Raw genomic sequence first — 13,457 nt, 5'->3', positions numbered from 1 at the left:
CGCCATGGGCATCCTCTCGACGCTGCTCACCCTGCCCGTCAGCGGCCCGATCAAGGGCGCGCTGTGGGTCGCGCAGAAGATCCATGAGAGCGCCGAGGCGGAGCTGCACGACCCCGCCGCCATCAAGCGCGCGCTGATCGACATGGAGCGGCGGCTCGACGCCGGCGAGATCGACGAGGAAACCTTCGAGGCGGCGGAGGCGGTGCTGCTCGACCGGCTGATGGAGGCGCAGCGACGCGGCCGCGCGGCCCAGCCATGACCCATGAGGGCCCCGCTCCCGAGGCCGCTTCCCGAACCGCCGCGGCGCGGCTGGTCGTGGACGCCGCCGCGCCGACCGACGCCGACCGCGGCGTGGCCCGCATCGAACCCGCCGCGATGGCCGCCCTCGGCCTGCGCCCCGGCGACCTGCTGCGCATAAAGGGCTCCGGAACGGCCTACGCCCGCGCCCTTCCCCTGCGCGCCCCCATCGGCGCCCCCATCGCCGCCCAGGTCGGCGACCGATCCGCCCGCGCTTCGGACGCCGCGGCCGCGCGCATCCGCCTCGACGAGGCGCAGCGCGCCAGCGCCGGCCTCGCGCTCGGCGACGCCGCCGAGGTCAGCGCGGCGCCGGCGCCGCCCCCCGCCGCCGCGCTCACCCTTCGCCTCGACGGGGCCGCCCCGCGCGACGCCGCGGAGATCGCCGCCGCGCTGGAGGACCATCCGCTGAGCGAGGGGGCCGTCGTCGCCGGCCGGCTGCCCGGCGGGCGTCGCTTCACCGCCGTCGTCGCCGCGCTCGACCCCGCGCCGCTGGCCCGCATGACCGCCGCCGCCCGCCTCACGCTCAGCGCGCCCGAAGCCGCCTCCCGCTACGGCGGCGTCGCGGGGCTGGAGGCGCAGGTCGCCCGCGTGCGCGAGATGGTCGAGCTGCCGCTGAAGCGGCCCGACCTCTTCGCCCGCCTGGGCGTCACGCCGCCGCGCGGGGTGCTCTTCACGGGCCCGCCGGGCTCGGGCAAGACGCTGCTGGCGCGCGCCGTGGCGGAGGAGAGCGGCGCGGCCTTCTTCCAGATCGACGGGCCCGAGATCGTCTCCAAGCACTACGGCGACAGCGAGGCCAAGCTGCGCGAGGTGTTCGCCGCCGCCGAAAAGCGGGCGCCGGCGGTGATCTTCATCGACGAGATCGACGCCATCGCCCCAAAGCGCGGCGATCTCTCGGGCGAGAAGCAGCTCGAACGCCGGCTGGTGGCGCAACTCCTGACCCTGATGGACGGGCTCTCGGCGCGCGGGCAGGTCGTGGTGATGGCCGCGACCAACATGCCCCATGCGCTCGACGGCGCGCTGCGCCGGCCGGGCCGCTTCGACCGCGAGATCGCCTTCGCCGCGCCCGACCGCGCCGCCCGACGCGCCATCCTCGCGCTGCATCTGGAGCGCGCGCCGCTGGCGCCGGACGTCGACCTCGAAGCGCTGGCCGAGGCGACGCCGGGCTTCGTCGGGGCCGATCTCGCCGCATTGGCGCGCGAGGCCGCCATGGCCGCCGTCGCCCGGGCCGCGCTGGAGGCGGGCGGCATGGAGCAGGTCGACGCCGCCACGCTCAGCGTCACAGGCGCCGACATGGAGGCCGCCCGCGCCGTGGTCGGCCCCTCGGCGCTGAGGGCCGCCCAAGTCGAGATCCCCGACGCGCGCTGGTCCGACATCGGCGGGCTCGACGCCGCCAAGCAGGCGCTGACCGAGGCCGTGATCTGGCCGATGCGCCATGGCGCCGCCCATCGCGCCCTCGGCCTCGCGCCCGTCTCCGGCGTGCTGCTCGCCGGCCCGCCGGGCGGGGGAAAGACGCTGCTGGCGCGCGCGCTGGCCGCCGAGAGCCAGGCCAACTTCATCGCCGTGCGCGGCGCGCATCTCGTCTCGCGCTGGCTCGGCGACAGCGAGAAGGCGGTCGCGGAGCTCTTTGCGCAGGCCCGCCACGCCGCGCCCTGCGTGCTGTTCTTCGACGAGATCGACGCGGTGGCCCCGGCCCGCGGCGCGGCGGACGCGGCGATGACCCGCGTGGTCGCGCAGCTTCTCGTGGAGATCGACGGCATCTGCCAGAGCCGCGGCGTCTTTCTGCTCGGCGCCACCAACCGCCCCGACGCCATCGACCCAGCGCTGCTGCGGCCGGGGCGCTTCGACGAGATCATCCGCCTCGACGCGCCCGACGCGACCGCCCGCCGCGACATCCTCGCCGTGCACACGCGGGAGACGCCGCTGGCCGAGGACGTCGACCTCGAGGCGCTGGCCAACGCCGCCGACGGGTGGAGCGGCGCGGAGCTGCGGGCGCTGGCGCAGGGCGCGGCTCGGGCGGCGCTGCGCCGCGCGCTAAGGGCCGGCGACGGCGCCGCGCCGCAGGTGCGGATGCTCGACTTCGCCGCGGCGCGCGCCGCGCGCGCCCGATCCAACGCCGCCCTGCGCGGCGACGGCGGCAGGGGAGACGGCGCATGACGCGACCGATGGAGTTCGTCGCCGTCATGGGCGCCGACGACGCCGGACGGCTGGAGGCGGGGGGGGGCGGCCCGTCGGAGCTCGCATTCTCGCGGCGGGGGCCGCTGACGGCCATCTTCGCGCCGGCGCCCTCGGTCGGCGGCCTGCGGGGCCTTCTTGGCGCCGCGGCGCGCGGCGGCGCAACGGCCCGGAAGGCCGCCGGCGCGGCGCTTGTCGCGCGCCAGAAACTGCTTGAGGCGCTGATGCGGGGCGGCGCGGTGCTGCCCGCCGCGCCCGGCGCGCGGCTTGCGCCCGGCGAGGCCCGGGGCGCGCTGGCCGCGAGCGCGGACGCGCTGCGCGAGGCGCTGGCGCGGCTGACGGGCTTCGCGCAGCATCAGGTCCGCATCTCGTGGGACGCGCCGCAGGCGCTGGCGCGGTTCCGCGACGCGCCGGAGATCGCCGCCGCGACGACCCGCGCCGGAGACGGCCGCCAAGCCTTCGCGCGGGCGCTCGCTCAGGGGGCGGCGGCGTTGCGGGCGCGGCTCGGCGCCGGCTTCGCGGCCGATCTGGCCGGCGTCGCCGAGGCGACCGCCATGCTGCCGCCGGAGGACGAGGCCGACCTGCTCAACCTCGTCGCGCTGACCGACGCGCCCGGCCTCGCCCTTCTGGAGCGGCGCCTGGAGGCGATCGACGCCATCTGGCCCGAGGGCCTTCGGATCCGCCTCATCGGCCCCAGCCCCGCGATCACCTTCGCCGCAGTCGCGGTCGAGCGCCCCGACGCCGCCGACCTGGACGCCGCGGCCAGATCGCTGGGCCTCGCCTGGCCGCTGGAGGAGCCGGGGCGCGTTTCGGCGGCCTTCCGTCGCGCCGCCGCCGCCGCGCACCCCGACGCGCATCCCGATACGCCGCCGGGAGCGCATTCGGGCGCCGGCGAGGCCGTCGCGCAGGCCCGCGCCGCCGCGGCGCTGCTTGCAGCCGCCGGCGCCGCCCGCGCGGCGCGGCTCGCCGCCGGCGAAGCGCCGGAAGGCCCCTTCCTCACCCTGCGCAGCGACGCGGAGGGCCCCGCGGCCCCTTCCCGCGCGCGCGCCGCCTGACTGCCGGAGAAGCCCGATGACATCCACAGAAGCGCACGCCCCCGCATCGACCGCGACCGCCCGCAGCCCCGACGCGCCCCTGCCCGGCTGGATCGTCCACGGCGTGGTGCGCGCCGGCGCGCGGCGACCGGCTGGCGCGCCGCCGCACAGCCGCATCGAGGTCGGAGACCTGCTCGCCCTCGTGTCGCCGTCGCTGCTCGACGCCGCGGCCGATCCGGCGCGGCAGGCGGCCGAGGCCATGCGTCACAACGCGATCCTTGCGGCCTACGCCCGTGAGACCGACGTGGCCCCTGCCCGCTTCGGCGCGCTCGCCTCCGGCCCCGCCGCCGCCGCCGCGCTGATCGCCGCCGAGGCCGAGCGCCACGCCGCGATCCTCGACCGCATCGCCGGCAGCGTCGAGATGGGCGCCCGCATCGTGCTGGCGCCCGAAACATCGGGCCCGCCGCCGCGGCCGGCGCTCTCCGCCAGACCCGACGACGGCGCCGGCTACCTGCGCGGCGTCGCCGCGGCGCGCGACGCCCGCCGCCGCGCCGCCGCCGAACAGGCCGAGGCCGTGACGCGGCTCGTGGCGGAGCTGACGGTGAAGGCGCGCGACGTGGCGCTCTTCCCGCCCCGTCCCGCCGCCGATGGAACGCAGCGCCTGGCCGACGCGGCGCTCCTCGTCTCGCGCCTCGAGACCGCGGCGCTGCGCTCGCGCGCGCTCGGGCTGGCGGAGACCGCCGCCGCAGCCGGGCTCGCCATCGAGATCACCGGGCCCTGGCCGGCCTACAGCTTCGCCGAACCCAAGCCTGCGCCCGAACCCGCCGAGGACTCCACCGCGGAGCCCGCCGCAGAGCCCGTCCCCGACGCGGCGCCCGCGGCCGCAAACGGATCGGGCGACGCGAAAGCCGCGCCGTGAGCCACGCCGCCTCCCCCGCGCCCGCCGCGACCTGCGTCGGCGAGGACGCGGCGCTTGTCGACGTGATCGACCGGCTTCTGGCGCGCGGCGTCGTCGTGCGCGGCGAGCTGTGGCTGACCGTCGCCGACGTGGAGCTCGTCTATGTCGGCGCGCAGATCGTGCTCGCCTCGCCCGAGGCCGTTCGCGCCTCATGGAGCGCGGGCCGATGACCGCCGCGCTGATCCTGCTCGGGGCCGCCCGCGCGGCCGACGCGGCGGCGATCGCGGCCGCCGGCCTGACGCTCGCGCAGTCCGGACCGCTCGCCGCGGTGCTCGACGCCGCGACGGAGGGTCAAGGCGCCGCCGGCGCGCGCGTGGCCGCGACCGCGCGCGCCGCCGCCGCCGCCGGGGCCTTCGCTCCCGTGCACGGCGGGCGGTTCTCGATCGAGGCCGCGCGCGCCTGGCTCGACGCCGAGGCGGAGGCGCTCTCGGAGGCGCTGGCGCGGCTCGCGGACCAGGCGGAGTGGGTGCTGACGCTCTCCCTGCCGCCCCGCGCCGCCGCCGATGCGACGCCGGCGGCGGGCGAACCGTCCGACGGCCGCGCATGGCTCAGGGCGCGGGCGGCGGCGCACGGCGCCGAGGCGCGCGACCGCCGACGCGCGGAGGCCGACGCCGCCGCCGCGCTGGCCGGCGTGGCGCGCGAGACCCGCGCGCGCGGCTTCGACACCGCCGCCGGGCGCGGCGTCGACGTCGCCGTGCTCGCCCCGCGCGGCGCCGGCCAGCGCGTGGAGGCCGCCGCCCGCGGGCTCGGCGCGGGGCTCACCGGCCCCTGGCCCGCGTTCAGCTTCGTCGCCGCCGCGCAGGGCGCCGCGTCGTGAGCGGGGCGCGCGCCACGATGGCGCTCGACGCCGAGGACTGCGCCGCCGCCGTCGAGGCGCTGCTGGCCTCGGCTCCGGACGGGCGCGTGGCCCTCTCCCCCGAGACGGTGGAGCGGGATCTGGCGCGGCTGGTGCTGGGCCTGATGGAGTTTATTCGCAAACTCATGGAGTTGCAGGCGATCCGCCGCATGGAGGCGGGCGCCCTGACGCCCGAGGAGGAGGCGCGCGTCGGCGAGACGCTGATGCGCGCGGCGGCCGCCCTGCGCGATCTCGCAGGCCGTTTCGGGCTGGAGGAGGCGGACCTGTCGCTCGATCTCGGCGCGCTCGGCAGACTTTCGTGATGCGCGCGCAGCGCGGGCGAAAGGCGCGGTGAACGCCGACTCGGGGGAGACAAATTTAACCATCTTGGCCCAAGCCTCTCCTCGCGGGTCGGCCAGAAGGGCGGGCGTCGCGGCGCCGAGGTCTAGAAACGGACGACAGCCATGGCCGATCAGCAATCGATGGATGAGACCCTCATGCGCCTTGCGCAGGCCGGCGTCGCCACCCACCACCTGAGTTTTCCCGACGGGCTGGCCGCGGAGGCCTCTCTCGACGACGAGGTGGCCGCGCTGGAGGCTCTCGCCGAACTGGTCGACGGGCCGATCTACCGAATCGATCCGCTGAGCTACGCCTTCGAGTGCAAGGGCGACCCCGAGGCCGTGGCCAGCGCCTTCGCCGAGAAGCTGGGCGCGCCGACGCCGCCGACGATCGTGGCGCTGGAGGCGCCCGCGCAGGCCCCGGAACGCCGCGCCTCCGACATGCTGACCCTGCTTGGCGCGCTGGCGCGGCCGGACGAGGCGCTCTCGACCGACCGGCGCGTGGTGATCGACGCGGGCTACGCCGCCGCCGCCGCCGAGGCCACCGCCGCGCGGATCAGCGAACTCGTCGACCGGCTCGAGGAGCGCCTGTCCGCCGGCCTTGAGGCCGGCGCCGCCGGGGCGGACCGGGGCGAGGCCGACCCCGCGATGATGGAGACGCTGGCGCGGATCGAGGCGGCGCTGACCGCCGCCGGCGACGCGGGCGAGACCGGCGAGACCGGCGACGGCGCGGACACGGCTGCGCGGCTCGGACGCATCGAGGACGCGCTCGCCGCGCTCGCCGCGCCGGCCGAGCCCGAAGACCTCGCAGCGCGGCTGGAGCGCATCGACGCGGCGCTGGCGGCGCTCGCGCCGGGCGACGGCGACGCGCTGACCGACAGGCTCGCCCGCATGGAGACTGCGCTCGCGGCGCTGGCCGAGACGCCGGCGGAGCCGCAGGGCGCCGCCGCGCTGGAGCGGCTGGACCGCATCGAGGCCGTGCTGGCGGGCCTCGCCGGCGCCGAGGGCGACGCCGCGTCTGACGACCGACTGGCGCGCATCGACGCCGCGACCGCCGCGCTGGCGGACGGCGGCGCCATGGACGACCGCCTCGCCAGGATCGAGGGCGCGCTCGCCGCGATGGCCGAGGCGCCGGCCGTCGCCGGCGGCGCCGCAGAAGCCGCCGCCGAAGCCGCGGTCGAGCGCCTCGACCGCATCGAGGCGGCGCTGGCCGCGCTCTCGGAAGCGCCCGCCGCGCAGGTCGATCCCGCCACCCAGGCCGCCGCCGAAGCCGCCGCCGCGCGACTGGAGCGGATCGAGGCGGCGCTGGCCGCGCTCGCGCAGGCCCCCGCCGCCACGACCGACGCAGAAGCCGAGGCCGCCGGCGAGGCCGAGGCCCGGCGCATGGACCGCATCGAGGCCGCGCTGGCCGGCCTCGCCGCCCGCCCGGCCGGCGCGGACGCCGAGACCGCCGCGCGGCTGACACGCATCGAGACCGCCCTCGCCGCGCTGGCCGCCGCGCCTGCGCAGCCGGCGCCCGACGCCGACGCCGCGCTCGCCCGCATCGAGGCCGCCCTCGCCGCGCCGCAGGCCGCAGCGCCGGAGCTCGCCGAGCGGATCGACCGCATCGAGGCGGCGCTGCAGGGACTGGCCGACGCCCCGACGGACGCCCCCGAGGCCCTCGCGCGGCTCGAGCAGGCCCTCGCGGCCGTCGCCGCGCGCCTCTCCGAACCCGCGCCCGCCCCAGAGGAGGCGATCGCCGCGCCGATGGCGGCGCTCGAAACCCGCCTCGACGCGCGCATGGACGCCCTCGCCGGAACCCTCGCCCGGCTCTCCGCCCGCCCCGATCCGACCGAGAGCCTCGCCCGTGAGCGCGACGGCCTGACCCGGATGATCTCGGCCCTGCACACGATCCTTGCCCGCTTCGACGGCCAGATCACCCGGATGATCGAGGCCGGCGGCGGCGGCGAGGCGCTCTCGTCCCGGATCGACGCCTTCGAGACCGCCCAGAGCTCGGCGCTCGACGCGCTGGGCGCGAAGCTCGCGGGGATCGACGACATCAGGGGCCGCCTCTCGGGCCTCGACGCCGCCGCCGGGGACGTCGCCGCGATGCGCGCCGACCTCGCGGCGCTCGCCGCCCTTGCGGAGCGGCCGCTCCCGACGCCGCCCGCCGTGGACTTTCACCGCGAGCGCGAGGGGCTCACCCGGCTGTCCTCGGCGCTCCAGACGATGCTCAACCGGATGGACGGCGAGATCACGCGGCTGGTCGAGGCCGCCGCCATCGGCGCCGCCGGCTCCGACGCCGCGGAGCGCCTCGCCCCGCGGCTCGACGAGATCGAGGCGACGGTGGCGCGTGCGGCCGGCGAGCTTCGCGCCGCGCTCGAAGACGCGCCAGGCGCGGCGACGCTGGCCGCCGACGTGATCGGCGAGGTCCGCGCGCTGGCCGCGCGGCCGACCAACCAGATCGACCTGCACCGCGAGCGCGAAGGGCTCACCCGACTTTCATCGGCGCTGCAGACCATGCTCGGCCGTCTCGACGCCGAGATCGGCCGGCTGGTCGCCGCGAGCGCGCGCGGCGCGGACGCGAGCGGCGTCGCCGAGGCGCTGGCCCCCCGCCTCGACGCGCTGGAGGTGCGGCTCGGCGAGCTGGCCGCGGCGCAGGACGGCGGTGAGGTGGCCGCGGCCGCGGCGGAACTGCGCGCCGCGCTGGAGCGCCACGGCGCCGGCGGCTCGATCGACCTCAAGCGCGAGCGCGAGAGCCTCGCGCGCCTCTCCTTCGGCCTGCAGACCGTCGCCTCCCGCCTCGAAGCGGAGGTCGGACGGCTGGCCGACAGCGGCCCCGAGGCCGCCGGGATGGACGGCGAGGCGCTGCGCGAGGCGCTCGCCCCGCTCGCCGAGCGCCTGCACGAGGTGGGCGAGCGCATCGACAGCGCGGCGGGGCTCGGCGCCGACCACGCCGCGGCGCTGGTGGACATGGTGCAGCGCGTCCGCGAGGAATGCGCCGAACTTCACGGCCTGCACGCCCGCTACATCGACGCGACGGCGAGCGACGGCGGCGGCGGAGGCGACGCGGCGGAGGCGCTGATGGAGCGCGTCTCGGCCACGCTCGCGGAGTTCCTCGCCCGGATGGAGCGGATGGAGAACACGCGCGCCGCCGCCGCCCGCGCCGCCGCGCCGCGCCTGGGGCGCGCGCTGTGAGCGACCTCATCCTCGCCGCCGCCGCCGCGGGCGGCCTCGCCTTCGCCTCCATCGGGCTGTCGAGCTTCGCGCTGTGGCGCGGGATGCGCGCGCAGTCGAGCGTCGAGGCATCGCTCAGGGAAGGGCTTCGCCGCGTCGAGGAGAGCGTCTCCGCGATCCCGCCCCCGCCCAAACTCGACACCGGGGCGCTCGAGGCGGTGCGCGACGACGTCGCGTCGTTCGGCTCGCTGCTCTCCGGCATCGCCAAGGGCCAGACCGAGATGCGCGACAGCCTGACCGAGACCGTCACCGAGGCGATGGGCGCAGCGGCGGCGGAGCTCAACGCGCAGATCACCGAGGCCGACCGTCGCGCGCTCGCGCGCAACGAGGCGCTGCGCGACGACCAGCAGAAGCTGGCCGAGGCGCTGGACGGCGTGGGCGAGACCGTCTCCAACTCCGTCCGCGCCGACATCGCCCCGATCACTGAGACGGCGCTGGCGCTTTCGGCGCAGATCGCCGCGCTCGGCGGCGCGGCGCCGGCGCCGGCGCCCCCCGCGCCTGCGACGGCGGTCGAAGCAGCCGAGGCCGACGTCGCAGCGCGGCCCGAGACCCCGGCGCTCGACGAGGCCGCGCTGCGCGAGGCGCTGACGCAGGCGGTGGCGGACGCTGTCGCCATGAACGTCGCGACCGCGATGGAGACGGCCGCCGCGACCCTGGGCGAGGATGTCGCCGGGAAGCTGCGCGCCGCCCTTACCGCCGAGTTCGCCGCCCAGGCGGCGCGCGGCGGCGCCGCGACGCCCGCCAGGGCGCCGTCGATCTTCAATTCGGGGCGCGTGGTCACGCTCGCTCGCCCGTCGATCGAGACCGCGGCCGACGCCTCGACCGATGAGACGGATCGCAAGGAGGCCTGAGCATGAGCGCGCTTCTCACAGAGGATTTCCTCGCCCCGGTGGCCTGCGACATCGTCACCCTGCGCCGCTCGGGCGCCCCGCCGCTGCGCCTGCGCGCCGCGCTGCGCGCGCGCCACGGCGTGCGCGACGGCGGCGCGGCGGCGGAGATCGCGCTCTGGGCGCGCATGACGGTCGGCTGGGCGGTGTCGGTGCAGGTCTCCGAAGACGCCGAGGGCGGCGGGCGGACCCGCATGGAGGCGCAGGCGTTCGAGAGCCTCGACGAGGCGCAGGACTATGTCGCCGCGCTCGCCGGCGCGGTCGTCAGGCCCGCCTCGGTGAAGCGCGGCGGCAAGGTCGACACCGCCGTGGCCCTGCTTTGCGCCCGGGTCTCGGCGGCGCAGGCGGGGCGCGCGCTGTCGCGCGCGGCCGGCGCGGCGCTCGCGGACTGGGGCGCGCTGGACGACGCCGCCCCAGATGCCGCGCGGGACGGCGTCTGAAGGCGGACCGATCAGCGCCGTCAGGCTCTGGAGGCGCCTTCCGGGCGCGTGCCCGTCAGAACGCCCCCATCACGGCGCCCAGGTCACGCCGCCCCGATCAGAGCGTGAAGTCCCAGCGCGAGGGGTGGAAGGCGTAGCCCTGCCCGTCCCGCGTCAGCCGCCCGAAGCTCGGGAACACGATGTGGCTGCCGGCGATCTCCAGCCCGTCGGTCGCGACCATGTCCATCACCCGCGCCCGCGTGCCCGCCGCCAGCGGCTGGTCGACGTCGAAGGGAAGCGTGACCTCGGGCCGCGCGAACTGGATCGGGCCGACATGGACGATGTCGCCCCAGATCAGCAGGGTCGCGTCGCCGTCGCTCACCATCAGGCCCGAGTGGCCGGGCGTGTGCCCCGGCATGTGCATGAGCGTGAGGCCCGGCGCGACGGCGTGCCCGTCCTGCGCCAGCGTCAGGCGGTCGGCGTAGGGGGCCACGGCCGCCTGCGCCATCTGCGCGAAGTTCTGCGCCATCTCGCCCGCCCCGGCGAAGTTCGCATCGTCGGTCCAGAAGGCGTGGTCGGCGGCGTGGACGACCATCTCGGCGTTGGGAAACAGCGCCGCGCCGCCCGTGGCGAGCCCGTTGCAGTGGTCAGGGTGGAGGTGGGTGAGCATCACCGCGTCCACCGCCGCCGGGTCCACGCCCGCCGCCGCAAGCACCGCGGCGAAGCCGCCTGCGGTGGGGCCGAAGGCGGCGCCGGCGCCGCTGTCGACGATGATCGTGCGGCCGCCGGTCTCCACGACATAGGCGTTGATCGCCGTCTTTACCGGACCGTTCGCAAGGAAGCTCCGCGCCAGCAGCGCCGCGCGCGTCTGCTCGTCGGCGCCGTTGAGGCTCGCCGGATCGAGTTCGATGAAGCCGTCGAGCAGCGCCGTGACGGTCGCGCCGCCGACGCCGCGCCGCTGGACGCCGGCCACCTGCGTGGCGGCGCCGAGGGGGCCGAGCGGCACGAGGCTCATCGCCCCGGCCGCCATGAGGAAGTCTCTCCGCGTGGTCATGGCTGCGGTCTCCGTGGGAATGCGCCGCCTTCGTATAGCCGGACGGGCGCGACAGGGCCATGACGGCGCGCGCAATCCATCACGCGCGCGTGTTGACGCAGACCACCCGCCAGGCGCCGGCCGACGCGATCCAGTCGAGCCGCGTGATCGACAGCGGATCGACCGCGAAGCCCAGCGCCTGCGCGGGCGTAAGGTCGAGCGCGACGGCGAGCGCCGCCCGGATCGCGCCGGCGTGGGCGACCAGCACCACATCGCCGCCGTCGGCCTTGCGCGCCTCGATGGCGTCGCAGACCCGCGCGCGCAGGTCGTCGAAGCTCTCGCCGCCCGGCGCGCGCGACGGCCCCGGCGTCTCGAAGAAGGCGCGGTAGGCGTCCGGCTGCGCAGCCGCCGCCGCGTCGTAGGTCATGCCCTCCCACGCGCCGAAGTTCAGCTCGCGCAGGCGGGCGTCGGCGGCCTGCAGCGGCCGCGCCCCTGCGATGCGGCGCGCGGTGGCGACGGCGCGCGCGAGGTCGGACGAGACCACCGGCGCCGCCGGCAGGGCGGCGGCGAGGCGGTCGAGAGCGGCGGCGTCAGACAGGTCGGCGGGCGCGTCGGTCCAGCCCACCGCCGCCCGAACATGGGTGGGCGCGTGGCGCACCCACCACCAGCCCTGACCGCCGCGCGAGGCCGCCGCAGCGCTCATTTCAGGCGCAGCGGCAGGCCCGCGGCGACGAGGATCACGCGGTCGGCGACCGCCGCGACCTGCTGGTTGAGCCGCCCCTGCGCGTCCCGGAACCGCCTGCCGAGCGGCGTGTCGGGCACGACGCCGAGCCCCACCTCGTTCGAGACGAGGATCACGCGGGCGGCCATCGCCGGCAGCCGCGCGCACAGCGTCGCGCCGGCCTGCTCGACGTCGCGCCCGGCGAGCATGAGGTTCGAGAGCCACAGCGTCAGGCAATCGAGCACGATAACGATATCGTGACCATCATGATCCGCCAGCGCGTCGGCCGCTTCAAGCGGGGCCTCCACGGTGCGCCAGCCCTCCCCCCGGTCGGCGCGATGGCGGGCGATGCGCTCCCGCATCTCCCCGTCCCAAGCCTCTGCCGTGGCGACATAAACGCGGGACAACCCCGAGTTGCAGGCGAGGCGTTCGGCCAGCGCGCTCTTGCCCGACCGCGCCCCGCCGAGCACGAGCGCCACGCGGAAATCCGCCGCTTCTTCGTCAACTGTCGCCATGAAGTCCTGTGATCCGACTTTGGTCGCATCGCGTATGATGAGTTCGAGACAGGCCGAACGGTCGCGCAACGACAGGGAAGAGGCAAGCATGACGCATGAGATGAACCGCTCCGTCGGCTCGGTCGCGCATCGGGCGATGTCCGCCGAACTCCTCGACGCGGAAACCGAACTGGCGCTGGCGAGGGCCTGGCGTGACGAGGGCGACGAGGCGGCCCTGCATCGCCTGGTGACCGCCTACATGCGCCTCGCCATCTCGATGGCGGCTAAGTACCGCCGCTACGGCGCCTCGATGAACGACCTGATCCAGGAGGCCGGCGTGGGCCTGATGAAGGCGGCCTCGAAGTTCGACCCCGACCGCGGCGTGCGCTTCTCGACCTACGCGGTGTGGTGGATCAAGGCGTCGATCCAGGACTACGTGATGCGCAACTGGAGCCTCGTTCGAACAGGCTCGACCTCCTCCCAGAAATCGCTGTTCTTCAACATGCGCCGGGTGCGCGCCAAGCTGGAGCGCGAGCGCGGGACGGGGCTCGACGGCTCCACGTCCGCCGAGATCCGACAGGAGATCGCCGACGAGCTCGGGTGCCCGCTGCGCGACGTGGAGATGATGGAGGCGCGGCTCGCGGGCTCGGACTTCTCGCTCAACGCCCAGCAGGCCGGCGAGGAGGGCCGCGAGTGGGTCGAGACGCTCGAGGACGGCGGCCCCCGCCCCGACGAGAGCGTGTCGCGCGACAGCGACGTGACCACCGCGCGCAAGTGGCTGATCGAGGCGTTCGACGCCCTGACGCCCCGCGAGCGCATGATCATCGCCGCGCGCAAGCTGAACGACGACGCCGAGACGCTGGAGAGCCTCGGCGGCAAGCTCGGCCTCAGCAAGGAGCGCGTGCGCCAGCTTGAGGCGCAGGCCCTGCGCAAGATGAAGAAGCGGCTTGAGACGCGCTTCGGCGACGCGGCGTCTGAACTGGCGGTCGCCATGTGACCGCGCGGCGGAGGGGGCCGCAGGCCGCCTCCGCGCCTGAAACAGCCAGTCGGCCC

General features: G+C 76.8%; 14 protein-coding genes. 11 read left to right on the top strand and 3 right to left on the bottom strand.

Going from position 1 to position 13,457, the window contains the following annotated elements; genetic code table 11:
* Positions 1-4 precede the first annotated feature (4 nt).
* The 10 genes from BLW43_RS09630 (at position 5) to BLW43_RS09585 (ending at position 10,177) form a co-directional block, all read left to right on the top strand.
* Entirely contained in the window at positions 5-259 is a 255-nt protein-coding gene (locus BLW43_RS09630; protein WP_093252361.1) for a gas vesicle protein GvpG, read from the top strand.
* On the top strand, positions 256-2,451 hold the full coding sequence (locus BLW43_RS09625; protein ID WP_093252360.1) for an AAA family ATPase: 2,196 nt from the start codon (positions 256-258) through the stop codon (positions 2,449-2,451). The genes BLW43_RS09630 and BLW43_RS09625 overlap by 4 nt, the downstream gene beginning before the upstream one ends.
* Complete coding sequence (locus tag BLW43_RS09620; RefSeq protein ID WP_093252359.1) at positions 2,448-3,524, top strand: GvpL/GvpF family gas vesicle protein; 1,077 nt, start codon at positions 2,448-2,450, stop codon at positions 3,522-3,524. The genes BLW43_RS09625 and BLW43_RS09620 overlap by 4 nt, the downstream gene beginning before the upstream one ends.
* 16 nt (positions 3,525-3,540) lie before the next feature.
* Positions 3,541-4,422, top strand: a complete 882-nt coding sequence (locus tag BLW43_RS09615) for a GvpL/GvpF family gas vesicle protein (RefSeq protein WP_093252358.1) — start codon at positions 3,541-3,543, stop codon at positions 4,420-4,422.
* Positions 4,419-4,631, top strand: coding sequence for a gas vesicle protein (locus BLW43_RS09610; RefSeq protein ID WP_093252357.1), 213 nt, complete (start codon positions 4,419-4,421; stop codon positions 4,629-4,631). The genes BLW43_RS09615 and BLW43_RS09610 overlap by 4 nt, the downstream gene beginning before the upstream one ends.
* Positions 4,628-5,278 (top strand): GvpL/GvpF family gas vesicle protein, encoded by a 651-nt coding sequence (locus BLW43_RS09605; RefSeq protein WP_175478830.1) that lies wholly within the window; start codon positions 4,628-4,630, stop codon positions 5,276-5,278. The genes BLW43_RS09610 and BLW43_RS09605 overlap by 4 nt, the downstream gene beginning before the upstream one ends.
* A complete protein-coding gene (locus BLW43_RS09600; protein WP_245730990.1) occupies positions 5,275-5,619 on the top strand; it encodes a gas vesicle protein K in 345 nt (114 codons plus the stop codon). Before BLW43_RS09605 ends, BLW43_RS09600 begins: the two co-directional genes overlap by 4 nt.
* 159 nt (positions 5,620-5,778) lie before the next feature.
* Positions 5,779-8,811 carry a hypothetical protein gene (locus BLW43_RS09595; protein WP_139284023.1) on the top strand — a complete coding sequence of 1,011 codons (3,033 nt, stop codon included), beginning with the start codon at positions 5,779-5,781 and terminating at the stop codon, positions 8,809-8,811.
* On the top strand, positions 8,808-9,701 hold the full coding sequence (locus tag BLW43_RS09590; RefSeq protein WP_093252354.1) for a hypothetical protein: 894 nt from the start codon (positions 8,808-8,810) through the stop codon (positions 9,699-9,701). Before BLW43_RS09595 ends, BLW43_RS09590 begins: the two co-directional genes overlap by 4 nt.
* A 2-nt stretch (positions 9,702-9,703) precedes the next feature.
* Positions 9,704-10,177 carry a hypothetical protein gene (locus tag BLW43_RS09585; protein ID WP_093252351.1) on the top strand — a complete coding sequence of 158 codons (474 nt, stop codon included), beginning with the start codon at positions 9,704-9,706 and terminating at the stop codon, positions 10,175-10,177.
* A gap of 97 nt (positions 10,178-10,274) precedes the next feature.
* On the opposite strand, the gene BLW43_RS09580 is transcribed toward BLW43_RS09585, so the two are convergent.
* The 3 genes from BLW43_RS09580 to cobU form a co-directional block, all read right to left on the bottom strand.
* Positions 10,275-11,210 (bottom strand): MBL fold metallo-hydrolase, encoded by a 936-nt coding sequence (locus BLW43_RS09580; RefSeq protein WP_093252348.1) that lies wholly within the window; start codon positions 11,208-11,210, stop codon positions 10,275-10,277.
* Positions 11,211-11,289: 79 nt separating this feature from the next.
* Entirely contained in the window at positions 11,290-11,892 is a 603-nt protein-coding gene (locus BLW43_RS09575) for a histidine phosphatase family protein (RefSeq protein WP_093252345.1), read from the bottom strand.
* A complete protein-coding gene (gene cobU, locus BLW43_RS09570) occupies positions 11,889-12,425 on the bottom strand; it encodes a bifunctional adenosylcobinamide kinase/adenosylcobinamide-phosphate guanylyltransferase (protein ID WP_093252343.1) in 537 nt (178 codons plus the stop codon). Before cobU ends, BLW43_RS09575 begins: the two co-directional genes overlap by 4 nt.
* A gap of 88 nt (positions 12,426-12,513) precedes the next feature.
* On the opposite strand from cobU, the gene BLW43_RS09565 reads away from it, so the two are divergent.
* Entirely contained in the window at positions 12,514-13,401 is an 888-nt protein-coding gene (locus BLW43_RS09565) for an RNA polymerase factor sigma-32 (protein ID WP_281243493.1), read from the top strand.
* Positions 13,402-13,457: the final 56 nt, after the last annotated feature.

Origin of the sequence: Rubrimonas cliftonensis (genome assembly GCF_900107585.1) — a bacterium.
Lineage (GTDB): Bacteria > Pseudomonadota > Alphaproteobacteria > Rhodobacterales > Rhodobacteraceae > Rubrimonas > Rubrimonas cliftonensis.
This window is presented reverse-complemented; position numbering and strand designations above follow the sequence as displayed.

What these genes read in the sequence shown, in the direction of transcription:
- BLW43_RS09615 (WP_093252358.1), top strand. Translation starts at nt 3,541, where the DNA reads ATGACATCCACAGAAGCGCACGCCCCCGCATCGACCGCGACCGCCCGC.
- BLW43_RS09620 (WP_093252359.1), top strand. Translation starts at nt 2,448, where the DNA reads ATGACGCGACCGATGGAGTTCGTCGCCGTCATGGGCGCCGACGACGCC.
- BLW43_RS09565 (WP_281243493.1), top strand. Translation starts at nt 12,514, where the DNA reads ATGACGCATGAGATGAACCGCTCCGTCGGCTCGGTCGCGCATCGGGCG.
- cobU (WP_093252343.1), bottom strand. Translation starts at nt 12,425, where the DNA reads ATGGCGACAGTTGACGAAGAAGCGGCGGATTTCCGCGTGGCGCTCGTG.
- BLW43_RS09605 (WP_175478830.1), top strand. Translation starts at nt 4,628, where the DNA reads ATGACCGCCGCGCTGATCCTGCTCGGGGCCGCCCGCGCGGCCGACGCG.
- BLW43_RS09585 (WP_093252351.1), top strand. Translation starts at nt 9,704, where the DNA reads ATGAGCGCGCTTCTCACAGAGGATTTCCTCGCCCCGGTGGCCTGCGAC.
- BLW43_RS09575 (WP_093252345.1), bottom strand. Translation starts at nt 11,892, where the DNA reads ATGAGCGCTGCGGCGGCCTCGCGCGGCGGTCAGGGCTGGTGGTGGGTG.
- BLW43_RS09630 (WP_093252361.1), top strand. Translation starts at nt 5, where the DNA reads ATGGGCATCCTCTCGACGCTGCTCACCCTGCCCGTCAGCGGCCCGATC.
- BLW43_RS09595 (WP_139284023.1), top strand. Translation starts at nt 5,779, where the DNA reads ATGGATGAGACCCTCATGCGCCTTGCGCAGGCCGGCGTCGCCACCCAC.
- BLW43_RS09625 (WP_093252360.1), top strand. Translation starts at nt 256, where the DNA reads ATGACCCATGAGGGCCCCGCTCCCGAGGCCGCTTCCCGAACCGCCGCG.
- BLW43_RS09580 (WP_093252348.1), bottom strand. Translation starts at nt 11,210, where the DNA reads ATGACCACGCGGAGAGACTTCCTCATGGCGGCCGGGGCGATGAGCCTC.